The sequence below is a fragment of the Algoriphagus formosus genome (genome assembly GCF_002807035.1).
In the GTDB taxonomy this organism is placed as follows: domain Bacteria; phylum Bacteroidota; class Bacteroidia; order Cytophagales; family Cyclobacteriaceae; genus Algoriphagus; species Algoriphagus formosus.
Genome location: NZ_NIUC01000003.1, coordinates 462,111 through 486,761 on the forward strand (window position 1 = coordinate 462,111; position 24,651 = coordinate 486,761).

The 24,651-nt window shown below is 36.9% G+C and carries 17 protein-coding genes; all 17 read left to right on the forward strand.

The genetic code is table 11. The features are described 5' to 3' along the window. Positions 1-122 precede the first annotated feature (122 nt). Entirely contained in the window at positions 123-1,754 is a 1,632-nt protein-coding gene (locus tag CDH51_RS17535; RefSeq protein ID WP_100629835.1) for a hypothetical protein, read from the forward strand. A 9-nt stretch (positions 1,755-1,763) separates the two neighbouring features. After that, positions 1,764-5,309: a BREX-1 system adenine-specific DNA-methyltransferase PglX gene (gene pglX / locus CDH51_RS17540; protein ID WP_100629836.1), complete on the forward strand. Its 3,546-nt coding sequence runs from the start codon at positions 1,764-1,766 to the stop codon at positions 5,307-5,309. 24 nt (positions 5,310-5,333) lie between these two features. Continuing rightward, positions 5,334-6,005, forward strand: a complete 672-nt coding sequence (locus CDH51_RS17545; RefSeq protein WP_100629837.1) for an endonuclease NucS domain-containing protein — start codon at positions 5,334-5,336, stop codon at positions 6,003-6,005. A 54-nt stretch (positions 6,006-6,059) separates the two neighbouring features. Beyond that, on the forward strand, positions 6,060-6,755 hold the full coding sequence (locus CDH51_RS17550) for a hypothetical protein (protein ID WP_100629838.1): 696 nt from the start codon (positions 6,060-6,062) through the stop codon (positions 6,753-6,755). Positions 6,756-7,112: 357 nt separating this feature from the next. Next, positions 7,113-7,319, forward strand: coding sequence for a hypothetical protein (locus CDH51_RS20210; RefSeq protein WP_198514335.1), 207 nt, complete (start codon positions 7,113-7,115; stop codon positions 7,317-7,319). Beyond that, the gene (locus CDH51_RS17560) at positions 7,316-8,242 is read left to right on the forward strand and encodes a hypothetical protein (protein ID WP_100629840.1); all 927 of its coding nucleotides are present in this window, start codon (positions 7,316-7,318) and stop codon (positions 8,240-8,242) included. Before CDH51_RS20210 ends, CDH51_RS17560 begins: the two co-directional genes overlap by 4 nt. Before the next feature lie 354 nt (positions 8,243-8,596). Beyond that, positions 8,597-9,565, forward strand: a complete 969-nt coding sequence (locus CDH51_RS17565; RefSeq protein ID WP_100629841.1) for a hypothetical protein — start codon at positions 8,597-8,599, stop codon at positions 9,563-9,565. A 24-nt stretch (positions 9,566-9,589) separates the two neighbouring features. Next, positions 9,590-10,336: a hypothetical protein gene (locus CDH51_RS17570; protein WP_100629842.1), complete on the forward strand. Its 747-nt coding sequence runs from the start codon at positions 9,590-9,592 to the stop codon at positions 10,334-10,336. A gap of 48 nt (positions 10,337-10,384) precedes the next feature. Continuing rightward, complete coding sequence (locus CDH51_RS17575; protein ID WP_100629843.1) at positions 10,385-11,401, forward strand: PD-(D/E)XK nuclease family protein; 1,017 nt, start codon at positions 10,385-10,387, stop codon at positions 11,399-11,401. Between the two features lie 21 nt (positions 11,402-11,422). Beyond that, on the forward strand, positions 11,423-12,226 hold the full coding sequence (locus CDH51_RS17580) for a hypothetical protein (RefSeq protein WP_100629844.1): 804 nt from the start codon (positions 11,423-11,425) through the stop codon (positions 12,224-12,226). A gap of 165 nt (positions 12,227-12,391) precedes the next feature. Beyond that, a complete protein-coding gene (locus tag CDH51_RS17585) occupies positions 12,392-13,171 on the forward strand; it encodes a hypothetical protein (RefSeq protein ID WP_100629845.1) in 780 nt (259 codons plus the stop codon). Beyond that, on the forward strand, positions 13,164-13,643 hold the full coding sequence (locus CDH51_RS17590; protein WP_100629846.1) for a type II toxin-antitoxin system VapC family toxin: 480 nt from the start codon (positions 13,164-13,166) through the stop codon (positions 13,641-13,643). Before CDH51_RS17585 ends, CDH51_RS17590 begins: the two co-directional genes overlap by 8 nt. Before the next feature lie 114 nt (positions 13,644-13,757). Further along, positions 13,758-17,165: a cold-shock protein gene (locus CDH51_RS17595; RefSeq protein WP_100629847.1), complete on the forward strand. Its 3,408-nt coding sequence runs from the start codon at positions 13,758-13,760 to the stop codon at positions 17,163-17,165. A 92-nt stretch (positions 17,166-17,257) separates the two neighbouring features. Then, a complete protein-coding gene (locus CDH51_RS20215; RefSeq protein ID WP_198514336.1) occupies positions 17,258-17,998 on the forward strand; it encodes an HNH endonuclease in 741 nt (246 codons plus the stop codon). Positions 17,999-18,210: 212 nt separating this feature from the next. Continuing rightward, positions 18,211-20,631, forward strand: a complete 2,421-nt coding sequence (pglZ, locus tag CDH51_RS17605; protein ID WP_157807161.1) for a BREX-1 system phosphatase PglZ type A — start codon at positions 18,211-18,213, stop codon at positions 20,629-20,631. A 1-nt stretch (position 20,632) separates the two neighbouring features. Beyond that, a complete protein-coding gene (gene brxL, locus CDH51_RS17610; RefSeq protein ID WP_100629849.1) occupies positions 20,633-22,669 on the forward strand; it encodes a BREX system Lon protease-like protein BrxL in 2,037 nt (678 codons plus the stop codon). 62 nt (positions 22,670-22,731) lie between these two features. Further along, entirely contained in the window at positions 22,732-24,567 is a 1,836-nt protein-coding gene (locus CDH51_RS17615) for a 5-methylcytosine-specific restriction endonuclease subunit McrB (protein WP_100629850.1), read from the forward strand. Positions 24,568-24,651: the final 84 nt, after the last annotated feature.

Genomic DNA, 24,651 nt, shown 5'->3' on the forward strand with positions numbered 1-24,651 from the left:
TTTTCCGTCGAATTACCAATCTTTCCAATAAGATTAGCTTTGGGCAAAGTGACTACAAACTTTCCTATTGGATCGATGATAAGGAGATCTTCCGTAATGGGGATTTCCAACTCAAGGTCCTTTTGACGGATAAAGCTGACTACCATTCCAAAGCTCTGATCAACTCCCAAAATGATATGATGGTGGGAGTAAGTATTTGGTTTATGGCCGACAAGGAGTTGCAGCGTGACTTCGAATGGTACGTGCGAACCAAGAAGTTCTTTGCATTCAATTCTGACTCGGCAACTGGCGAACGAGCCAAAACCATAGATAATTTTAAGGTTCGCAATGATGCCCTTCGAATTAAGATAGAGAATCGGATCAATGCGCTATTCCCTGATACTGAATTTATTTTGGGACAACGAGTGGTAGACCCCTCCGAAATCAACGGAACCTCTCCTCAGGAACGGCTGAAAAATGCGATCACCAAACACCTGGAGCGGGTATACAGTAAGAATCACCTGACTCAAAACTACGTCAGAAACCAAAGTGAGCTCCGTGACCTGATGAAGCGTGGGGTTCAGAGTAGTCTGGAACTTGATGCCGCCGAGCAGGAGGTCAACGACTTTATCACAGCGAGAGGGGATGAGCTCAGCGTTGAAGATATCATTAAGCACTTCGAAAAAGCGCCTTTTGGATGGAAGTTTGAAGCAGTGCTTCAGGCGCTATTCCAATTGGAGGCCAAGAAGAAACGGGAGTTCGTCTACCAAAACAGTCCCCGCTATCCGTCCAGAGACTTTATTGAGCATGCCATGAAAACCTCCGAGCGAGCGGTTTGTATCGTTCGGGCTGGCGAGGAAATTCCCCAAAGTACCCTCGATGCAGTACAGGATCATTTCAAATATGTCTTTAACAAAGACCTAACACGGAGTACTAATGGAGGAGAGCTATTTGATTACCTCAAAGCAGAGCTGGATAGAATTTATATTTCCTACGAAAAGGACGAGGACACCTTCTATGGAGCATATCCTTTTGGGGTTGTTTTTCATCAGCTACGAAAAAAGCTGGAGGATCTGAAAACTTCCCGAGAACCTAAGACGCTGTTCAAACGCCTGGAGGATCAAAAAGAAGATCTGAAACAAGCTTTTGATCTGGCCAAAGGAATGGCCGAACTGATGTCACGGGCTAAAGGGGACTACGATGCAATTCGGGAATTTCATAAGAACAATCAGGAAAATATCCGAGAGCTGTCTCCCGAGGCAATGGAGAAAGGGGAAAAAATCGCAGACTTTCTACGAAGCGATGATCCCCGGCATGACTTGCGTCATATTATCAAGGCCTATCGCGAGCTGAAGGATGAGTTGAATGCTTGGATGGATCAATTGCGGAATGAAGTGGTGCAGCTCTATGAAGGAATCTTTGAGGAGCTGGAAGAAAAGGCTCAATCTATGGGCATCACCGAATCTGCTGTCTACGCTGATCGGGATACACATCTTGCTCAAATCCGAAAAATCTCCTCCATTACTCAACTGAAGCTCCGACAATCTCAAGCGAATGCATTCAAGGCTGATGAATTGGAGAAAACCATCCGATTTGCCAGTAAAAAGCAGAGCAGTTCGGGAGTAGGTCAAAAGGTCAATGAACCCAAAGAATATTATCTGACGCGAGTCAAGGCTACCATTTCTACGGAGGAGGAGCTCGAGGCTTACCTGGAGCAAGTGAAAAAAGATATGCTGGACCTGATCCGAAACAACAAAACCATCATTATCAAATAGCCTTTTTTTATGAATTTAAAGACTTTTTCTCAGCAAGCGCGAAGAATTCTCCTTCAAGGAGTAGCCCAAAAATTACTGTTTTGGGGATTTGATCCGAAAGGAAATGTGCTGGACGAACCACAAGCCGTAGAAGGAGGGTATTTTCTCCGGGGGGAATCTTATGATGATCCGACAGTTCCCGGTAAATGGAAAGCCCTAAAAGAGGCAGTTTCCCGAAAAGGAATAGAAACAGTGGTCGAGGAGGCAGCCTATACTTGGTTTAACCGAATCATGGCGATCCGAATCTTGGCAAAAAATGGCTACGATCGGCCTCAACTTGAATATGAGGGAGAAAGCAAAACACCAACCCTACTTGCGCGAGCAAGACGGGGTCAGCTCGATTTTTTATCTACCGCAGAAAAAAACCGTCTTCAAAAAACGCTGACGGATTATAGTAAAGACAAGGAATCATTTGCAATCCTGCTTTGTGGCTATTGTGAGCATCATGAGTTGCTTAGTGCAGTATTTGGACGCTTGGATGACTACACTGAGCTGCTACTCCCGGATGATATCTTAGAAGAAGGCGGACTGATTCAGCTGCTCAATACTACGGATGCCATCTCCGATGAGGACTACCGGAAGGTGGAACTGATCGGCTGGCTCTACCAATTCTACATCTCGGAGAAAAAAGATGAGGTCTTTGCATCCTTCAAGAAGAATAAGAAAGCGGAAGCCAAGGATATTCCTGCTGCCACGCAGATCTTCACGCCTAACTGGATCGTGAAGTACATGGTGCAAAATACCGCCGGAAAGCTTTGGCTGGATCTGAATCCTGACTCTGCGATTCGGGGAGAGATGAAGTACCTGATTGATGATCCAGAGCAAAAGCAGCCTCCCATCATCTCCGAGGCGGCCCAACTCAAGCTCCTCGATCCGGCAGTAGGATCCGGTCATATCTTGGTCGAGGGCTTCGACCTGCTCTATGCCATGTATCAGGAGGAGTATTATACCCCTGAGGATGCCGTGCAGGCGATCCTATCACAGAACCTCTTCGGGCTGGATATCGACACCCGGGCGGTGCAACTGGCCCGCTTCGCCCTGCTGCTGAAGGCTGCCAAGTACTATCCTGAGGTCCTGAAAAAAGGCTGGATGCCGAGAATCTATGCCATGCCTGAGCCGTACTTCTTTACCCGACAGGAGATCCTGGACTTCCTGGGCCGAGAGGGACTCGACTATGAGGAAGAACTGACCGATGCCCTGAAACTGATGCGGGATGCCCAAAACCTGGGCTCGACCATGATCATCGACCTGAACAAGGAAGGAAGAAAATTCCTGATCCAAAGAATCCAAGAACTCGAAAAACTGGCCCAAACCGACCTTGGGCTGCAATCCGTCCTGAATCGAATCCGACCTTATATCCAGGTGATGGCGGTACTGACTGATCAATATGAAGCAGTCGCTGCCAATCCTCCCTATATGGGGAGTGGGAATATGAATGGAACACTTAGCTCCTACGTAGCTAAATTTTACCCGGAAGCCAAGTCGGATCTAATGACCGTGTTTATGGAAGTAATTCCGGCGATCGTCAAGGAGTCCGGAAAATTTGCCATGATCAATCTTCCTTCCTGGCTTTTCCTTTCTTCCTTCGAAAAACTCAGAAAATCCTACATCTCCAAGTACCAGTTTGATTCCCTTCTTCATATGGGAAGAGGAATCTTTGGGATAGACTTTGGTTCGGTGACCTTCAGCATTGCAAAAAGAAAAAATCCAGAAGCGAAAGGAACCTACTTCCGATTGCACGAGCGGAACTTCCAGCATATCTACTACGAAGACATTGAGAAGCTTTTCCTGTATAGCAAAGGAAATGTTGGCTATCGATATGACTTTGGACAATACCGAGGAGAAGAAGGAATCACCGAAATACCTGAAAAAGGAACGCCTACCGGCATTCGTCTTTACTACCCTCAAATCTTCCAAACCAACTTTTCCAAAATCCCAGGTAATCCTATTGCATACTGGGTAAGTCAAAACATAATTGATATTTATAGCGAATGTGACAATGCTGAATCAAAATATTTCAGGATAACTAAAGGGGTTTTTACAGGCGATAACTCGAGATTTTTAAGAATATGGCATGAAGTCGGAAAAAAACATAAATACTGGAAAAAGTATGATAAAGCCGGAGGACAAAGAAAATGGTTTGGTTTAGCGAATCACGTCATCAATTGGAAAAATGAAGGATCGGAATTAAAATCATTTAGTGGTTCTGGCTTAGGAGCAATGAAGTTCTTCTCAAAACCGCATTTGGTTTGGAGTGGACTTGGTTCAGGTGACCCAACCTTTCGTATAAGTGATGAATTCGTTTGGTTTGATGATGTTTCTCCGGCTATTGTAGATCCAAAAATTTCCAGTTCGGATGTTGGTTTCTTTAATTCAACGGTATCAAGGTTTTTTCTAAAGCTCACAAATCCCACACTACACTATCAAATCGGGGATGTAAAAAAAGTACCAGTAAAAAATTTTTCCAATAGTAGTGAAATTCAAAAACTTTCGCAATCGGCAATCCAAATAGGAAAATCTGATTGGAACTCCCGAGAAACCTCCTGGGATTTTGAAGGTTCTCCGCTCATAAGGGAAAGAAACCTTAAGTCAGCTTACCAGGCATGGGAGGAAAAAGTAACTGCTGATTTCTTTGCCCTACACCGGAATGAGGAAGAACTGAACAGGATCTTTATCGAGATCTATGGTTTGGAGGAAGAGTTGACTCCAGAAGTACCGCTGACCGAGATCACCATCCTGCAGGAGGAGTTAGATGAGAAGAAGTTGCAGAAGCTGGAAGACCGAAGACTGGAGACGGAAGATTTAAGAAGTTTGAAGTTACCGATCAAGCGGGATGTGGTAATGAAACAGTTGATCTCCTACCTGATCGGTGTTAGTATGGGGCGCTATCGATTAGATCTTCCGGGATTACATATCGCCCATCCCGATCCTACCCCCGAGGAGCTTGCATCCTATACCTTTGATGGTTATCGTATCGAGATCGATGAGGATGCTATCATCCCGATCATGGGATCGGCCAGCACCTTCGCCGACGATGCCCTGCAGCGGGTGAAGTACTTCCTCGAAGTCATCTGGGGTGCCGATACCCTGACCCAGAATCTAAACTTCCTGCAGGAATGCCTGGACGAAGATCTGGAATCCTATCTGGTGAAGAAGTTCTGGGCGGATCACTGCAAGACCTATAAGAAAAAGCCGATCTACTGGCTCTTCAGCTCCGAAAAGGGAGCCTTCCAGGTACTGACCTACATGCACCGGATGAATGCCTTCACGGTTGAGAAGATCCGAAGTAATTACCTGATGCCTCACTTAAAACACCTTCGCACCCAAATCGACCGACTTGAATCCAGCAAGGAAGATCCGCGTACCCTTGACCGACTTCAGAAAGCCTTGACCGAATGCGAGGCCTATGATCTCCAACTTAAGGATGTTGCAGATAAGCAGATCAGCTTTGATTTGGATGACGGAGTGAAAAAGAACTATGAGTTATTTGAGGGAGTGGTGAAGAAGGTGAAGTGATCTTAATTATTTAAAGCTACAGATATGGCCAAGTATTATGCAGTAGTTAAAAACGAAGAAGGTAACCCGGTGGTTAGCCCTTTTCTTGTTTGGATTCGAGCAAATCAAAATTTGTTTAACCCTCCAATTCAAACACCAAATACACATTCACCATTTAGAAAAGTATTGCAATTGGGCTGGCAAAAGGTTGATTTCAATGGAAATGTTTATGGAGTGAAACCAGATGAGAACGGTGATACAAGCTATGCCAATTCATTATTTGAAAAAGAGGAATTCGGGGAGGAGTTTGAGAAAGAATTAGATCAATTAGTAGAATATTTTTCGGAAGCTCCATTAGAAATAAGTAACAAGGAAGATTTAATCAAGGCCTTAAAATTGAATATTGAAGCTTTAGAAGAAGGGTTGCAAATACTAAGTCTGGAGAGATCAGTAAAAAGTGGTTTTAAAGTTGATATCCTTTGCAAGGATCATCAAGGATCACTTATTCCTGTGAAAATAAAAACAGAGAAAGCAAAAATTGATGACCTTATAGTATTAAATACAATTATTGCCGATTTGGTGATCGAGACTGGTTCAAGAGTGAGAGGCCTGTTAGTAGCGCCAGCTATTGATGAAAAAGTGAAAAAAACAATAGATCAAGTTAACCAAGTTCGATTTAAAAAATATTCGGTTAAGATTGATTTTGAGGATGTTTAATCATTAAAGAAATTCAATTTTTTTCAAAGCTTTTCAATTAAACCTATTTAAAACATGACTTTAGATCAAATCATCCAAGAATACCAAACAGAGGAATATCAGTTTTTCAAATACAGGGATCGCGAAGGAAAGGAGATAAAGACACATTTCGTTTTTGAAACGCATAAGGATTATTTAGATAAATATTTAGGTTTTTATAAAACCTTAGATGATTTGACAGAAGTAATTGTGATGGCTTCTGATGGGGTTTTTAAGCTCACCAATCAAGGAGTTCAGCATTTTATCAGACATAGTCATCAGGAAGTTTTTATAGATAAAGAAGGCAACCAAAGAGGAGTGTCTCCAGAAATCACAAAAGCAGTTAGAAATAATCTTGTCAAACGGATTCAGGAGATAATGAACTCCGACTCATTTGATCAGATTTTTGAGATTGTAACTGAGTGCAAGGTTAAGGGCTTTGGCGAGCTTTCCATTTATGATACATCACTAAGAATATCTTCCTTCTTGAGTATCGAACCTGAAAAAGTCTATCTGCATGCTGGTGCGAGAAAAGGTATTCAAATTTTGGAAGAGAAAGGATATGTAAACCGAGGGATTTCCCAACAAAAATGGGTAGAAATGAAAGATCTTCCTGAAGAACTAAACGTCCTTACTCCAAAGGAAGTTGAACATTTTTCTTGTTCAAAAAAAGACCAGCTTGAGAAGTTGTTTCCTCATAAGTCCACGGGTAGGATGATCAACTTGTTTTGAAGTGTTATTTGGATTGACTTCAGATGTTCATTTTAGGGTAAAGCTTATAGTCGACGGCTAAACATCGGTAGCAAGTAGGGCTTGGTTAAATTGATAAAGAAAAAAGAGCCATGATTTTTTAGAATTATGAAATTAATTGAATAAAAATTCGAAAATGTTTGATAATGTGATTATTAAGTGTATTTTCACTTGTTTTTTAATAGCTGAAATATGGAAAATTTATTTAACGTCATCTTAGTTGGATGTTTTGGATCATTCTTTCAAGAACTTCTTCATTGGTTTCATTTGCGCAATTTCCTACCGCAGTCTAAATACCAGAAACTGCTTCGCTCTAAAGGGTATTGGATTATCACCCTTTTGTTCATTTTAGCATCAGGTCCGGTAACCTATTTTTTACTTGAAGAAGAATTTCTTCAAGGAGAACTTAGGGCAAAAATCCCATTCATCACAGGAATGGCTTTGCCCATGATAATTAAAAAAATAATTCCAAATCCGGATACCGAATTGGGAGCAACCGATGAAAAAATGTCTTTTAGGGAAGTTCTAAATTCTTATCTCTCATGAAATGCTGGCAGAAAGTATTTTTGATTCTTTGGCTATTAATTTTTACTGCTACCTCTTCTTCTTTGGCCCAAGTACCACCACAGGAGGTTAAAAAATATTCTAAAGTTGATTCAATTATGAATCAAAAGGCGTCAAAATTCGATGAAAATGGTTTTATCAAAAAAGATTATTTACTCAAAGGCGGAATTGCTGGGACTGTAAGCGGATACACAACAAAACAGATTTTAAGTATCTACTCAAATAACTTACCAGTAAATTCTAATATCAAACCCGTAATAATATTTCCGGATTCAGATCAGGATTTTAAAGAGATATTTGGATTCGAAATCACTACATCAAAGAAAAACGAGATAACTCAAATTAGGAATTTGGTCGAAAAGAGTGAGATCCATTCAGTAAAAACAGTTGAAGAACTGGAGAATTTTATTAATGACAATAAAAATTATCCAATAAATATCATTGGTCATAGTGAAAAAATGGGACACGGATCCAATTCTAAATTAAGAGGATATAAATTGGTAGATGGAAAAATTTCAATTCAGGATTTAGATTCGAAAAACAGTAGAATCACTCATTTAAGTTGCTTATCAGGAGACTGTTCATTGAATCCGGGATTACCCAAGAAAATTTCATATAGAGAAGGGTTAGAACTAAATAATTATTTAAAAACCTCTGCTATAAAAGTGGGCACATCTTCATTGGACACTTCTCTTCCGAAAGGTTTCTTAAAAGAGGCAATAAAAAAGTCTAATTTCAATAATTATTTTCCTCGGACAGTGGGTATAGCCATCGGAATATCGACTTCCATTTTACCAATTTTTGATTATTCCAAAGAAAATGTAAAACCCACCTCAAAATCAGAAATTGATAAAAAAATTGAAAAATTAATTGACTCAAAAAAAATCCCCGAAAAAGGAAATTGATGGATTTTGGAATTTTCCCTTTTTTAACCACAAATCCCCTTCTCAATTAATCCATTTACATGGATCATAAAATGATCTTTTTTAATATCTCTTGGATTAGCTTCAATTGAGATACGAAAAAACATTTGAGTAGTGCAAAAAGATCCAAGTTTTATTTACCGAAGTCCACAACCGGATAATCAAAAGCGTAATAGACAATCAAATCGCCTTTGAATTTGAAGATCGAGTGATGAAGAATTATACGCTACTTGAGGGAGTAAGGGGAAGGTATAGTAAGCGTGAAAAAAAGTTGAAAAATTCTTGGTTTCAATGATTTTTTTATCCATCAACAAGTATTTATAATAAAAGATAACTATGGATGAAGATCAAATAATTTTATTAATCCAGGAAAATGAAGCCAAACAAAAAGAATTTGATGAAGCCAAAAGAGTGGCTAATGAAAAAAACAGGACTCAGATCAATCAGTTAGTCGATTGTGTCAATTCTGTATTAGAAGAAAATAATATTCCAGAAAGTATTAATTCAGCACACATCAACTTTGAGCCGAATGCTGTTGGAAATAACTATTGTGGGAAGGAAGACAAAAAACTTACAGAAATATTTTTCAACCACGTTTTTCCTAAGCCTCAGCAGATTGAATTTGCGCATTTCACATCGGTTGACACTGCAAAAAGCATAGTAGGTTCAAAATCATTTTGGGTATTCAATCTTGCGAAAAATGCAGAAGCTGAATACCAAAAATTTTATGAAGACCATGGACTCTTTGGGTTTAGAGAACAGAAAGAATTCATTGGTTTAAAAACAAGCTATGAAGATAACAGAAAGTCGATTTTCTCATTAAGCTTTACTTCTGAGAACAATAATTCAGAAGCGATGTGGGAAAGCTTCGGTAATGGGTACAAAGGAGTAAAGCTTTTTTTCAAAGTTGAAAGTGAGTCGTTTGCATTCAGAAAAATTCGTTATTCAAAACCAAAAGAAAAAATCAAACTACTCAAGGATCTTTCTGAAGCTGTAAAAAATGAATTCGGAACGACTTTGAGGCTATATAAAATTTCAAAAGCAGGTGCTTTTTACATTTCAGGGTTATTAGACTTTGAGGATGAGTACAGATTTATCCATGATAGAATCAATGACACTCATAAATTTGATTTAAAAAAACACGATAACGGTCAATCCTATGTAATTGTCCCTTTTGAGAATCCTGTGATAAAATTTAAGTTATTTAGGATCGAGAAAGGAGCTTACTGTGATCTTCGAGAATTTGAAGAACTTAAAGCAATTGTACGTAGAAGATACGAATACGAAATAGAATTTATTGAGTGAACAAGCTATTTAGAGTAACTGAAATTGAAAAAGCATATTGACTTTGGAATAATCGAAACTTGGCCAGATAACCTCAAGCGACTTGTATTTGATTTTTCGGAGGAGATCTCTTCGGAGAAAAAAGCAGATTGGGAGAATATTCTTGCCGGGAAAGCCCACTACAATATTATTCCTATGCCAACTTTTGATAGGGTAAAGTCAGAGATTGAAGAGCTTCTAATCGGCTCTTCAGCTCTGGCTTGGCATTGTACTAAGTTGGTTAATCCGGAAAGGATCAGGTCAGAGGGATTACGTCCATTTTCGGTGAAGTTGATTAAGGAACTTATCAAGTTTGATTTAAGTCATATTTTCTCTGTCAAAGAGCAAGACCTGATCCTCAAGAAAATCGATAAGCATAACAGATCTGGCCTCTTTGATGGCAGAAGTAACCAACTCTGGTTTCTTCTAAATCGAGAAATGTGGTCAGATATCGGTTGTAGAGAATTTTTTGATTTTTTTGGTGGAGAAGCCTTAAGAAAAGTGATCGAAAGTGAGCTGCCAGAATATCTGCCTTTTCTCAAAAAAGTTGGAGAACCATATCTACTTGAGTTTCCAGTGAAATTAAAGCATATCGCATCTTATCAAATCTCACATTTGACAGATGAGCTAATCAATTTTGGAATCAATACTATGACTGGTGAGTTGGAGCCATACATTTTTGCTGAAGGCAGAGTATATGAAAAAATACCCTCTGCAAAGTTCATCAAATTGAGCTCTTTTAATGAAATCTGAAAAGTAACTAAAAGAAGATTGAATATTTTAATACGAAAAACAGTAAATATGAAACCAAACATTTTTGACATTTCTACAAAAGAATTAAGCCAAGACGCTTTTTTAACTTGGTTACTGATGTGGGCAGACGAGAAAAATAAGGATTATGATTTTGAACTCAACAAATGTGGTACGGATTTCATCACCCAAATGATAAAGAAGAAATACTCCAATTTTAACGAAAAGATCAAAACCGTCTCTGTGAATAGGCAGTGGAACAACATTGATGTCTTAGCTAAGGTCAATTCCAAATATCTGATAATCATAGAAGACAAGACCAATACAGAAAAGCATTCTGGTCAGTTGCCGAAGTATAAGCAGTTAGCAGAAGCCTGGTGCAAAAAACAAACTCCTCTATATTTTCCTCCAATTTGTATTTATCTCAAGACTGGAAACGAAAGCCTTAATAGCCTTAAATCAGTTGTCAAGGATGGTTTCGAGATTTTTAAAAGACAAGATTTGCTAACCTTGATAAACAATTATTCCATTAAAAATGAAATATTTAATGATTTCAAAGAAAGGTTGAGTAGAATAGAGGAAGCAAATAATGATTGGGAAGAAAAGCTCATCCAAGATTGGAATGGAAGTGATTGGCAGGGATTTTATCAATATTTGGAAAAACAAATTGATTTAATTGATTGGAAATATGTCAACAATCCAAATGGAGGGTTTTGGAACGCAGTAATAAATTGGAGCTATTGGGGCAATTACCCAGCATACTTACAGACCGAACAATACAAGTTATGCTTCAAGCTGTCTACGGATCCAGCTGAGGATAGTATGTTTGCCAATGTGAATCGAAAAGAAGTCAGGAATGAGCTTAGTGAGTTAATTTTAAAATCTGCCAGAGAGAAAAACATTTCTTCGATAAAGCGCCCTAACCGATATGGTAATGGAAAATATATGACCGTTGCAATTGTTGAAGGAGAAAACTGGCTTGGAAAGAATGATGAATTAATTAACAAAGAAAAAGTATTAGAAAACCTGATGTTTTATAAAAGCTTCTTATTAAGTGTTATTATTTAAAAGGTTAATTCATTTCGATAAATGCCATTTTTACACAAATACCAGCAACACAATTTTGGAAACGGATTTGAGACCCATCATTCCATCTTGGATATTGTTCCCTATGAGCCGGAAGTAATCTTTATCGGTACCAATAATCACGGTTGGTCCTGGAACCAGTCAGATTTTTACTATGGCAGAGACATGTATATGTGGACGATTCTTGCCAATCTTTTCATTCATGGTAAAAATCATTTGACCAAAACCAGAAACGCAAATAACAACAAACCGACAAAGGAAGAGATTTTTGAGATTTGCAAGAAAGGCAAAATTGTATTTGCTGACATCGTAAAAGGTATCAAGAATGAAATACCAGCTCAGGAAATTAAAAATGAAAAACATGTTTTAGTCAATAATCAGTACCGCTGGGGCGGTAAAAAAAGGAAGAAAACAGATTTTGGAGCCTACTCAGATGGTCATTTGGATTTTATGGGAAAAGAGGGATGGCTTGATGATAATGTAGAAGCAATCGTTCAGTATTTAAACCAGACTCCATCGATTAAGCATGTTTACTTCACTTTTAAATCTGGAGAATGGTTGAAAATAAAGCTTAAGGAAATTCAAAATGAAATCAGAAAAGATGTTAGTTCTGCTTCGATATTTACTCCCACAGGAAATGGCTTCGGCCTAAATCTCGGGGCTCCATTCAATAAAAAACCTTGGAGTTTAACTCATTGCTGGGTTTGGAATAGTCTGGAACATCAAATTCCAATAAATCGACCTGGATATGGACATCTGGATCACGATTGGCTAAGAAGTAAGGGAGTCAATCCGGAGAATTTTTGATTCGAGTGAATTGATAAAAACTTAATAATTAATGGGGCAGATTAAACCAACATTTATAATGACCTTTTCATAAAACCGTGAAAGATACTTCCCCAAATAGTGTCTTTAAGTTTTTCCTCGTAAAATATCGAAAACATCCTGTCAGAAAATTTATAGATTTACGAAGTGGAAAACATAGGCTACATAGAAATCCGAATTCAAGGAAAGAAAGGCAATCTTGATCTTTCTCCGGATACCTATGATATTCGAGAGCTCAAGGAGGTACTTGAAACGGCTGAGAAACTTCTTTTCCCAGAAGGTAAAAAAGATCGCCCCATAGTCAGCTATGAAATGAAAGAAGGCTCAGTTCGCCATCTCTTCAAAACTTCCATGCAATATGTCATTGGATTCAATGCACTTCTGGGAGAGATCGGTAGTTTAGGTCGTATCGATTTCTTGGAACTAAACTCTGCCAAAGCATTTGAGAGCCTTCAGGAACTTGCACTCAAGCATGATTATTCTTTTTCCCTAAAGACCTCTATGGCTAAAACCCATGAATTGACCATCACCAGATCCAGTCAATTTAAGAGATCAGAGCCGGTGTGGGTTGATGCAGAGTTCTATTTCTATGGTAAGGTGACTAATGCTGGAGGTAAAGATAAAGCCAATCTGCACTTAACCACCGATGAAATGGGGACAATCAGAATCCAAACTCCTATTGAATTTCTAAAAGAGTACGAGGACAATTTACTGTATAAAAGCTTTGGGATTCGCGCTGCTGGAAAACAGCATTCCGAAACCGGTGAAATTGACACCAGTTCACTGAAATTCATGGAGTTGGTAGATTATCAGCCAAAATTCGATGAATCATATCTCAATAAGTTGATTTCTAAGGCATCCCTAACGTGGTCAAATGTGAAAGACAAAGATCAGTGGCTTAGAGAAATAAGAGGTAGCTATGACTAAGCAAGGGGTTTTATTGGATACCAGTTTTTTTATCAGACTTATGGACGAGCGCGATCCATTACACCTTAATGCTTTAGGATATTTCAAGTACTTTTTGGAAAATGACTATGAACTTTTTATCAGCACGATTGCGATCGCAGAATACTGTGTCCGAGGAGAAATCGATGAACTTCCACTGAAAAACTTAAGGGTCCTACCCTTCAATTTGGAACATGCACGAAGGTCCGGAATTTTCGCCGAGATAATTTTTAAAGAAAAAGGGAAAATGGAGATAATCCAAAGAGCCATCATTCCAAACGACACCAAGCTTTTTGCCCAAGCCAATCAAGAAAAAGGAATTGCCTTCTATCTAACTTCCGATTCAGAGTCCAAAAAAATTTATCATCTCCTACAAAAAAATGGTATAGTTAATTTTGCCTTCATTGATTTAAATATACCTTATCACGAAGCATTTGGGATTTTGGATCTTTGATTTAAAGTCTTTTTCAAATCACCCACCAATTGATTGACAAGGAAACAACAATCTATAATTTCATACCGTTGATAGAGTTTTCTACCAAGATTTTAAAAAATCAGATTATTACAAATGAACACAAATGAGAGAAATGAATTAGGTTTAGTTAAATGGTTTGATCAGGAGAAGGGATTTGGAGTGATAGCGACTTTGAAGAAAGGAGAAATATTCATTCATGGAAGCAAAATAAGAGGAGTAGCTATTCTTGCTGGAGGGGAACCTGTTGTTTTTGAGACTGATTATAATCAAGATAAAAAACGAACCGAAGCTAAGAACTGTAGATTGGCTAACCAGATTGAGGATATCAAACTCATTTGGAATTTTTTTGGATTAGACGATACAATTATATACGAAAAATCGGATAATTATATCGGGAAAAGAAATAAATATAAAGGTTATTTAAGAGGTAAAACTGGTATCCAAATTTACAGATCTGTAGGAAGGGAAGTATTTCTGAAATTCATTAAAGATACTTTTCATGAAGCCCCAACAGAGGTTTTTTTTAATAATTATTGTTCTGTTATCAATGTAGTGATTAAAAATGTTGAAAAGGATGATGCAGAAGTATATTTAAATGAACTTTACTCTTTTTTTCAAAAAAATCAAACTGAAGAAATTGTTTTTCAAGTATGGAAGTCTAAAACTTATGAATGGTTAAATACCTTTAATCCCAAAGATCTTCCTCTTACTCAGAATTTATTTGAGAGATATTTTGAAGAGTTTTCAGTTGAAGAATTAAAGAGAATTGAAAATGAGTTTGACTTTTATGAAGATTTAAAGAAAAAATACATTGACTTTCAATTAGGTAATCTTGAAAACAGGGAGTTTTCAGATTTACCCAAGATATTTGAGATATTAGTACAAGTGAACCCAGAATTAAAAGAATTGCTAATTGGGAAATTAACCCCGATTTACATTAGTCATTTTGAAAAAGATATTAATAATATTATTGAAGAGAAAAAGGGAGCTGAATATAGATTACGTGATCTAAGTGATTTTCTGAAATATGGATTAAAGTCGACCCCAAAACCTTTAATGAAAGAAATTGAGAAATATGCTTATGGGAAAGTAAATGAAAGTATTGATATAGAATTGAGAATATACAGTTGGTTTGAAGGGTTGGTAGATAAACCAATTTCACAAGAGATATTTAAATATTTATTGGATTTCTCAAAGGATTCAAATGAAGTATTGAAAATATTTATTAGGATTGATTTTGAGGAACAGGATGAATTCCTGAAAATGTTCTATGAAAAGGAAGGTTCTGAAAAAGCTTATACTCTTTTAATAAATTATTTAAATAAAATAAATAACAGTATTGGTTATAATAAACCAAAGGATTTTTTATTCAATAAAGAATATTTGGCAAAAATCAACTTAAATGAAAACGCTAAAATATTGCTTAAAAATTTTAATGATTTCATTGAAAAAAATGTAGAACAAAGGGAAAAAGACCTCTTGTATATCAAGGGTTTTTATCCAACTATTTCAGAGAATTATGTTAGAAATAATATTGAATCTTTCTCTTACGAATTGATAAGAAATATTTTTATTCAATTTAAAGACTCACCCGAACTAATCAAAGAATGGTTTAATATTTTAAAAAGAATTGATAACAAATCGTTAAGTGAATTGATTTCTATCACACTATCCGTTTTGGATGAAGAAAACTTCAAAGAAGTTGATCAAAATTTAAGAGAAGAGTTAAATGGTAATGATTATTTTGAACTTTGGAAAAAAGGTCATGTTAAAATAACTCCTGAAAAAAATATTATTGAATCTTTAAATGAAACACATGAAAGCTTCGAACAACTAATCTCAAGTGTAAAATACTCTTCATCGCCTAAGAAAGGGACTGTTAAGGTTCTCCTGAAATTACTTGTCCAAAGGAGCAATATTTCCACTTTCCATGAATTCTTGTTTGCGACAAATTGCTTTTGGGCAATTTTAGAACTGGATCCAGAAAAAGCCACTGAAATTGAAAAACTTCAAATCCCATTTTACAACCTTCTTCTTTGGTATCATAAGGATTTTGACACCTTTAACTTAGAAGTGTTCAAACAAAAATTCATCTATTTCAACCCTGAAGATCAGGCTTTATTGTTTAAAAAACTTTTCTCTGAAATAGCAAAATCAAAAGTTAAAATAACCATTAAGGATCTAAAAGAAATCAATCGCTTCGATTTGGATCTTTTTGAAACTCACATCCTTCATCACAAAGATGTTCCGGTAGATATTTCTACAGATCTGGTTATCCAAATTTTGGAATCATTAGATTCTAAAAGCGAAATAATCAGTCAATCAGAAATTCTTTCTATGGTTCTAAATGATTTAAAGTTTAATAGGTCAAAGAGATTCAAGTTTGAAAAATATTTTGAAGAATGTGGAGGAAGAATGGTTGGAGAATTCAATTGGAAACAGTCAGAAGGAAAAATTCAAAAAATTCCATTTGGCCAAAACCAATTTTATTTTTCAATTTCTTTTCCAAGGATTTTATCTAATTCACATGGAAGAGAGGAGTGGAATTCAAGTTTCAAAGAATTAGTCGAAAAAGTTAAAAGACTTCCTGGAAGAAAATGGAATCCAGAGGCTGAACATTGGGGTGTTCCAAGCAAATATGAAATCGAAGTAATTGAGTTTGCCAAACGGGAAAAATTCTTTTTGGATTTTGAAGGCAGCAACTATAAAAATAACCCTCACTTTGTAGAATATACTCGAGAAGATATTCCAGATGGCATTCAATATTGCGAAGGAAGAGTTGCAAATAAACTTGACAACTATCTCAATAAAGAATTTTTTTGGTGTGCTGGAGACAAATGTTTTCAGAGATGTGAAAAAATTCATAGTCCAGAGCAATGGAGGAATTACAAACTCCTGGATTTTTGCAAAATATTGGGCTATAACTTAGATGAAACGAACCGGATGGGTGACTTTATCCCAAATGGGATATACTATCGTTTTATTTCCTTAGTAAATCGATTTAATAGAATGCTTGAGAGGCTTTATTGCGAGGAATGCGGCGAGATTCTACATCCGGTTGATACCTCTCATTATGCATCAAGGACTGTAGTTCGTTTTCATTGTGTAAATTCTAATTGCAGCTGCAAAGGGGACGAAATTTATTTAAACCACTGCCTTAATGGAAAATGTAATGCCATCATAGACAGTCGACGGTCCAAAAAATGCCCACATGATTTATTTATTTGTGAAAAGTGCGGAAGCTGCTGCTCTCATAATCAAATGGCCAGGAGGTTATCCGCCCTTGAGGAAGTAGGAGGATATGTTCACCCTCAATTGAGAAGAATAGTAAATGAAAAATTGGGGCACTTGGAGAGAGCCGAATATTTCTGCTACAAGTGTGGATCAGAGATGAGTGAAATTGAAGAAGAGACTTTTCATTGTCAGCCTTGTAATGTTTATTATCACACTGAAAAATATAATTTCAAAAGGGAGCATAAGCATCTTAGAAAGCCGAAATAAATTGCCTTTATGAAAAGTGGTTTCTGATTAGGTATTTTAACTTTCAGATTAAGGCAAAGCAATGAAGATTCATTTTAATAAAGAAAATGAGCATGAAATTAATCCAGTCTTATGAAAACCTTAAAGAAAACCTCCAAACCTTAGAATATTATCTATTTGAAGGGACTGATGAGGAATTTGAATTCAGTGCTGGATTGATAAAAAGAGGAAAATGTTTCTTTGCCTATAAGGTTGAAGATCAATACTTTTTTGCTCCAAGCCGGTTTGTTGGTTATTCCAACAATTCTAAAAAGAAGCATTTGAACAATAGTTTACATGGAGGCAAAACCAACCTGGCTATAAACAGGATATTGGGCTATGCTCCAAAGCCAAATAAGAAATTGGAAAAGATGTACCTTGAATACTGTTCTAAAATTAATATAGAACCTAACAAAACTGGTTCTCATGGAAATCAGAGAAAATTCTGGGACACAAATTTAGAACTTCATGAAGTTGCTTATTTACAAAAATTTGAAGAAGGCCAACTTTCACTAAGAACACATCTGATTAGAGAAAGAAACCCAAAAGTTGTGAAATTGGCAAAAGAAAATTTTTTAAAGAAGTACGGAAAGTTATTCTGTGAGGCCTGCGGTTTTGACTTTTACAAGGTTTATGGGGACCTGGGTAAAAACTTTATCGAAGGTCATCATATCGAACCCCTGAGCAAAAGAACTAAAAATAAAAATACAAACCCCGAGGATATTGCTTTGCTTTGCTCAAATTGTCACAGGATGGTTCATCGTCTACCGCACCCTATCCCAAAGTCTGACTTAACTTCAATTTTGATAAAATAAAGGTATAGAATCACGAAGTTATTCTTGCTTATCCGTCTTCTTATAGGCATTTTGAACAATAGATTAGGAATTAAAACAAGTGAAATCAGGAAATGCTAAAGAATAAGGTTGAAAGATCCTTCGAAAAAAACCCTGCTGTCAGAGTCCTTTTTTTGTTTGACCCAAATGGTAATTTTGAAGAAGAGTTCGCTGGGCTTCAATCCTCTGACTTCATGAAAGTTAAGTTTCAAAACAACTTTTTTGGCCTTAAGAATAAACTTTTCTCTGATTGGTCTACCGAAAAAGTTTTAATTTATTTCCAGATCCCATCTCCCCATCAAAGTAAGAAATTCTTAGAGTTTCCCCTTCTTGATTTGTTAGAAGCTAATATGGAGTTGGTAATGGATGATGAGGAAGCGTTTATAGAGGAGTTTGGACTAAATCGAGCCCAGAAAAATATTGTAAAGAAATACATTAAAGAGCTTCAGTATTCATCTATTCAAGAAGTTTGTAGCCCCATATTGGCAGCTGATAAGTTGGACGAATTATCACTTCAGGTTGGTCTAATCTCTGCCTTTCTGAAATTTAGCAAGGTTACCAGTTGGGAAAATATCATTGCAAAGATGCTTCTTTTGGCCTTTCTTGAAAAGGAGTCAGACTGGAAGCGATTCTGGAAAAAACTCACTGATAATGGATTAAGAGACGTATTAGCTGGTAAGCTTTTTTATTATTTCGGCGAAAAACCCAATGAAATAAACCAGGAGTATTTGACCCACTTACTTCAAAAAGTACGGTATAATCAAATAACACATTTTATCCAAGAAGCTCATAGAGATGATCCTTATAAGAGCCTCAAGATAAAAGATAAAAGGCAGCTGACTTCCATGTTTCAGCTTCTTCAAGAAGCTTCTAATCATCCTCAAATCGGGGAGCGCTTGGAAAAAGCTTTAGCATGGGTAGGAAAAACAATCCACGGGTCTAAGATTATAGATCTGTATGGGGTTGAGGCTAATTATGGGTTCGTAAGTACAGATATGGCTTGGATACTTCTTGCTGGACATTGTGAGAATTTGGGTTTCGCTCCAAACAGGACGATTCAACATTTGGAAAAAATCCTGATAAGTCATGAATTAGATGAGGGTGTGCGTAATGCATATGACTTTTTTATCCGGTTGGGTGAGATGATATTCCAAATCAATTCCATTTCCTCTTACACTCTCAACACCCCAGAAGATTACCTAATTGCCTATACTATTGACTGGTATAAAATTGATTCATACTACAGAAGAGCTATTGAATCGTATCGAAATATTCAAAGTATACCGGATGATTTTGATCTTGACAGGTATTATTTGCTTCTAAATAAATGGTATGATACGTTTTTAGAGAATTCGAATAGAGAATGGCTCAAATGTCTTTCTGAGAAAAATTTCGATTATCAGACGATAAAAGCTCCGAAACAATATGATTTTTACTTTAGAGAAATAGCTGATTCAGATGTAAAGACCGTTGTGATAATTTCTGATGCACTCCGATTTGAGGCAGCAAAGGAACTTCTTGGTGTCATGCATGGCGACGATAAAAATATTGCGGAGATAGGTTATCAATTAGCATCTATGCCTTCAAAGACAAGCATTGGGATGGCGCAATTGCTTCCAAATAAGTCTATCACATTTAATAAAGGAACGATCACAATAAATGGAATTTCCACAGAAGGGGTGTCCAATCGTCAACAAATCCTCGAATCTAATAGGGATGGGGCAGTGGCAATTTCTTTCAATAAGGTAATGAGTATGCCTTTAAAAGAGGCACGCGAGTTATTCAAGGCTCCTGTGGTCTATGTCTATCATGATATTATCGATGCAAGGGGAGACAAAAAGACCAGTGAACGTGGAACCTTCAATGCAGTTAATGAAGCAGTTCAGGAATTAGGAAAGTTTGTCAATAAGCTTCATCATACCTTCAATGTTACGCGTGTCTTTGTTACATCAGATCATGGGTTTGTCTATCAGGATCAAGAGATTGAAGAAAAAGATAAAGAGCCGGCTCCTGGTAATGGTGACATCGGTAACCATAACCGATACGAGCTTTCGACTTCCAAGCAGAAACTTAAGTTAGGGTATTGCTTTCCATTAAGTGCTACAACCAAGTTTGAGGATGGTAAAGAGGTCTTTGTTACTATTCCTGAATCAATAAATCGATATCGAAAACAAGGGGTGGGTCATCAATTTGTTCATGGCGGAGGAACATTACAAGAGGTATTAACTCCAGTAATTAATAGCTATAGGAAAACTCAAGCTATCGCAAAAAAAGTAAGGCCAATTGTCACCAATGAGGCCCAACTTCGAATAGTTTCAAATATTCTAAGAGTCAGTATTCTTCAGGAGAAAAAAGTATCAAGAACCGAAAAGGAACTGACTTTGATTATTGGCTTGTATAAGGAAAATGACTTGGTTAGTAATGAACTTTCTATAGAACTCAACTCTGTGTCTGAGTCACCAACTGACAGGACAAGAAAAGTGGAGTTGATATTGAATAGTTCTGCAATAAATGAAAGTATTTTGAAATTAAAAGGGTTTGATTCAGAAGAAAGACTAAATCCGATTTTTGAGATTAGAGTCCAAAATCAAACCATAATTCCAACAGATTTTTAATATGGAGCTTCAAGAAAAAATCCTTCAGCACTTTGAAGGAAAGGTTGTTCGAAAGGATCTAACAGCGAAAGTAAAGGGGAATGCGGTTGTTCCGACCTATGTGCTCGAATATCTTCTCGGTCAATATTGTGCTATTAATGATGAAGAAATCATAGAAGCAGGAATTGAGAAAGTTAAAAATGTTATTAAGAACAATTACGTCCATCGATCGGATTCAGAAATCGTCAAATCAAAAATTAGAGATACTGGCCAATACAAGATTATAGACAAGATCAATGTCTCTTTAAATGATAAGGCAAATATCTATGAAGCTGAATTTGCAAATCTCGGAATAAAAAAAGTCCCGATTTCAGATGCGATGGTAATGGATCATAAGAAACTTCTAAGTGGGGGAGGGGTTTGGTGCATTTTAACCATGGGTTATTCCCATGCAGCTGAGGCAGATGTTCGATGGATAATAGAGGATATAAAACCAATTCAAGTAGCTAATGTGCGATTAGATGAGTACTTGGAAGCAAGGAAGGGTTTTTCTTCTGAAGAATGGCTCGACTTATTGATGCACAGCATAGGATTGAATCCTGAGTTTTTTAATAAACGAGGGAAATTGATCCAGATATCAAGGCTGATAACCCACGTTGAAAACAACTTCAATTTCATCGAGCTTGGGCCAAAGGGGACAGGAAAGTCACATATATTTTCAGAGTTATCGCCCCACGGTGTATTAGTTTCTGGGGGGGATGTGTCCAAAGCCCGTCTTTTTGTAAATAACACAGGGAATCGGATAGGGTTAGTTGGCTATTGGGATGTAGTAGCCTTAGATGAGTTTGAGCAAGAGAAAGGCGGTAAAAAGGTAGATGGTGATTTGGTGAAAATCATGCAAAACTACATGGCCAATCAATCTTTTAACCGCGGTAAAGATACCTACCAAGCAACTGCATCTATGGCATTTGTAGGAAATACAAAGCATACGGTTCCATATATGCTAAAAAACTCCCATCTTTTTGAGTCGATTCCAGAAGGATATATTAAAGGGGCCTTTTTGGATAGGATGCACATGTATATTCCGGGATGGGAGGTCAGAATTTTGAAAAGCTCAGTATTCACAAAGGAATTTGGCTTCATAGTGGATTATTTGGCTGAGATATTAAAAGAGCTTAGGAAATCAGATTACAGCGGTCTAATGGACCGTTATATCGAATTAGATGGATCACTTACAACCCGGGATAAAACCGCAATCCGGAAATCTTTTTCAGGGCTTGCAAAACTTTTATACCCTCATCAGGAGCTTAGTGAATCAGAGGTGTTGGAACTCATTGACTTTGCTATAGAAGGAAGAAAAAGAGTTAAAGACCAACTTTATATAATTGATGAAACTTTTCGAAATGAGCCAGTAAGTTTTAAATATCGAGTTAAGTCTTCTGGGAAAGAGATTGAACCTGAAGCACTTGAAAATATAAATTTCAAAGCAGCTGTTTTAAAGCAACCAGAAGCGATCACTTCTTCTATCCAATCTGAAAATCCCCAAAACAGTAATTCTGATCAAGTTGAGGAACAAAAAACTCTAACTCTTGAACCTCACCAGATAAGCTTAAAGGATAATCAAACAGGGGTTTCATATGAGGCTTTATTCGGAGATTACCTCAAAGGAGCAACTAAGATTCAACTTCAGGACCCTTATATCCGGCTATATTACCAGTTCAAAAATCTCTTAGAATTCTGTTTAATGCTCAGTCAAATTAAGTCACCTGAGGAGGAAGTTAGTCTTCATGTAATCACAAATAATACACCTGAACATCGAGAGGACTCCATTCACAATTTCGAGGATCTTCAAGAAAGTGTTGCAGAGCTTGGAATTATCCTAACTTATGAGTTTGCAGATGTACATGACCGGTCGATTTTAGCAGATAATGGCTGGAAAATCAGCCTTGGCAGAGGATTAGATATTTTTGATCGAGTTGAAGGGAAATTTAACGCTGCTGACCTTGATCAGACAAAGCGAAAGTGCAAAGGTTGTGATGTTACTTATTTGAGGATTTAAGAAAGAATTTTTTTTCTGGCAAATCCAAAATCATTCTTTTACAATTAACCCAAGTTTTGAAAATGGACTTAATCACAAAAGCAAAGGAACTAAACCAATTGCAAGCAGACGACAACCTTTTTTCTGCTATCAATAATCTTAATAAAAGTACACTTGATGAGTTGGTTCAAAGATTCGATCATCAAGACATCTTTAGACCAGTCAACTTCTTAAGATACCTCGTTGCTTGGTTACTTCAAAAGGGTGAAAAAATCTCGAGAGATAAGTTAGAAGAATTAAAAATTTCCATTCAAAATCGAAGGGTTTTGGAAATTTATCCAGAAGCTTCTGAGTTATTTTTAAAAAACTTAAATGATTATAAAACCAGTGATAAGGGGATGTTTCCTCAATGGAGAGAGCCCTTTCCAATTTTATATCAATTCTTTTATTCTAATGAAGAAAAACAAGAGGTTATCCACAAACTAAAAGAGTGTGGAAATGAGATTATCCAAAAATATTCCCTTGAAAATGCTCAAGTTCATGCAGTAGGGTTTGATGGCCCTCAAAACTATGGGTCTGACATTTCTTGGGGTGCAGTAATCCCCTCAAGTGCTCAAAGCGTACAACATGCTTTTCAAATTTTTTTCAGTTTTAATGCAGATGGAGTTTTGGGAGGAATTTATCCTGGACATAAAATCACTAACATTCCTTTTAGAAAAGAACCTGAACAATTTGAGTCTTGGGATGAATACCTTAATGCCTTGGGAGGTTTGATACCAAAGTGGAAGGAATTGAATTCCAAGATTGATTTCTCTCTTCAGCAGGAAGAAAATGAATTGTCTAAACGTATTAAATCCTTCTCTGATAAGGATGTAAATATTTTTTTCAATGTCTTGGACTGGTTAATAAGTGATCTTGAATTAGCAGATCTGGAAAACTTGGTTTTTAGCACTGGTTCTAAGCAATTAAGTTTCCATGTAGGGAAAAGGTATTGCCTGGTTTTGGATAAAAAGGGCTTCTATTTTATTGTACCTGAAGGGTTTGAAGTTCCCGAGAGTTTGAATTCCTCATTTGATGGATCTCCAAAAGCAGGCTTTGTTAAAGAAACTTCAGGTGAAATTTTGCTTGATTATTATCCTGAGATAGCTAATGCAGTTCAGGTTGAAATTGACAGGGATAATCATGCAAAGGAAAAAAATTACGACAATGCAGCATTTAGAAAGGCCGCATTTGAACCCATTTATCGATCAAAATTTCTTGAATTTAAAGAGATCAATCGGCCTAATCGAGCAATAAATAAACCAGCCCAAAACTCTATTGATATGACTTTTCCCGAACTCAATCAGATATTTTTTGGACCTCCTGGAACAGGTAAAACTTTTTCAACCATTTCTGAGGCGGTAAAAATTGCAGATCCTGAATTTTATCAATCCAATTATAGAGATAGAGATAAGATAAAGTCAAGATTCAACTCACTTTTATTAAAGGATTTACAAAACCCTCAGGGTCAAATAGCATTCTGTACATTTCATCAGTCTTTTAGCTATGAAGATTTTGTAGAAGGGATAAAACCAGAGCTAAGTGGAGAAAAATCTGAATCCCTAAAGTATGTTATTGAAGATGGGATTTTTAAAATTATCTGTGAATTAGCAGAATCCGATCAGGTATCTACAAAAATAGAGAATGAAGGAATGCTGAACTGGCCAAAGGAATCATTCAAGCAGGCGAGTTTTTGGAAAATATCTCTCGGTGATACGAGTAAAAAAGCGGATTCAGATATCTATGATTTCTGTATTCGTGAGAATAAAATTGCCTTAGGGTTTACAAGGGAGATTGATTTCACGAATAATACTTTGGAAGAAATTAAATCAAAATGTGTTCTTAACCGCTTAAATAACTGGACCAGTTTTGTTGCCTAAACTTAGGAACAAAATGATCGAAGACTTAATTAAAAACGCACGACTTTCATCCAGTGGCCGTAAGCTACTGACCTCACAACAAAA

What these genes read in the sequence shown, in the direction of transcription:
- pglX (WP_100629836.1), top strand. Translation starts at nt 1,764, where the DNA reads ATGAATTTAAAGACTTTTTCTCAGCAAGCGCGAAGAATTCTCCTTCAA.
- CDH51_RS17545 (WP_100629837.1), top strand. Translation starts at nt 5,334, where the DNA reads ATGGCCAAGTATTATGCAGTAGTTAAAAACGAAGAAGGTAACCCGGTG.
- CDH51_RS17550 (WP_100629838.1), top strand. Translation starts at nt 6,060, where the DNA reads ATGACTTTAGATCAAATCATCCAAGAATACCAAACAGAGGAATATCAG.
- CDH51_RS17560 (WP_100629840.1), top strand. Translation starts at nt 7,316, where the DNA reads ATGAAATGCTGGCAGAAAGTATTTTTGATTCTTTGGCTATTAATTTTT.
- CDH51_RS17565 (WP_100629841.1), top strand. Translation starts at nt 8,597, where the DNA reads ATGGATGAAGATCAAATAATTTTATTAATCCAGGAAAATGAAGCCAAA.
- CDH51_RS17575 (WP_100629843.1), top strand. Translation starts at nt 10,385, where the DNA reads ATGAAACCAAACATTTTTGACATTTCTACAAAAGAATTAAGCCAAGAC.
- CDH51_RS17580 (WP_100629844.1), top strand. Translation starts at nt 11,423, where the DNA reads ATGCCATTTTTACACAAATACCAGCAACACAATTTTGGAAACGGATTT.
- CDH51_RS17590 (WP_100629846.1), top strand. Translation starts at nt 13,164, where the DNA reads ATGACTAAGCAAGGGGTTTTATTGGATACCAGTTTTTTTATCAGACTT.
- CDH51_RS17595 (WP_100629847.1), top strand. Translation starts at nt 13,758, where the DNA reads ATGAACACAAATGAGAGAAATGAATTAGGTTTAGTTAAATGGTTTGAT.
- CDH51_RS20215 (WP_198514336.1), top strand. Translation starts at nt 17,258, where the DNA reads ATGAAATTAATCCAGTCTTATGAAAACCTTAAAGAAAACCTCCAAACC.
- pglZ (WP_157807161.1), top strand. Translation starts at nt 18,211, where the DNA reads ATGAAAGTTAAGTTTCAAAACAACTTTTTTGGCCTTAAGAATAAACTT.
- brxL (WP_100629849.1), top strand. Translation starts at nt 20,633, where the DNA reads ATGGAGCTTCAAGAAAAAATCCTTCAGCACTTTGAAGGAAAGGTTGTT.
- CDH51_RS17615 (WP_100629850.1), top strand. Translation starts at nt 22,732, where the DNA reads ATGGACTTAATCACAAAAGCAAAGGAACTAAACCAATTGCAAGCAGAC.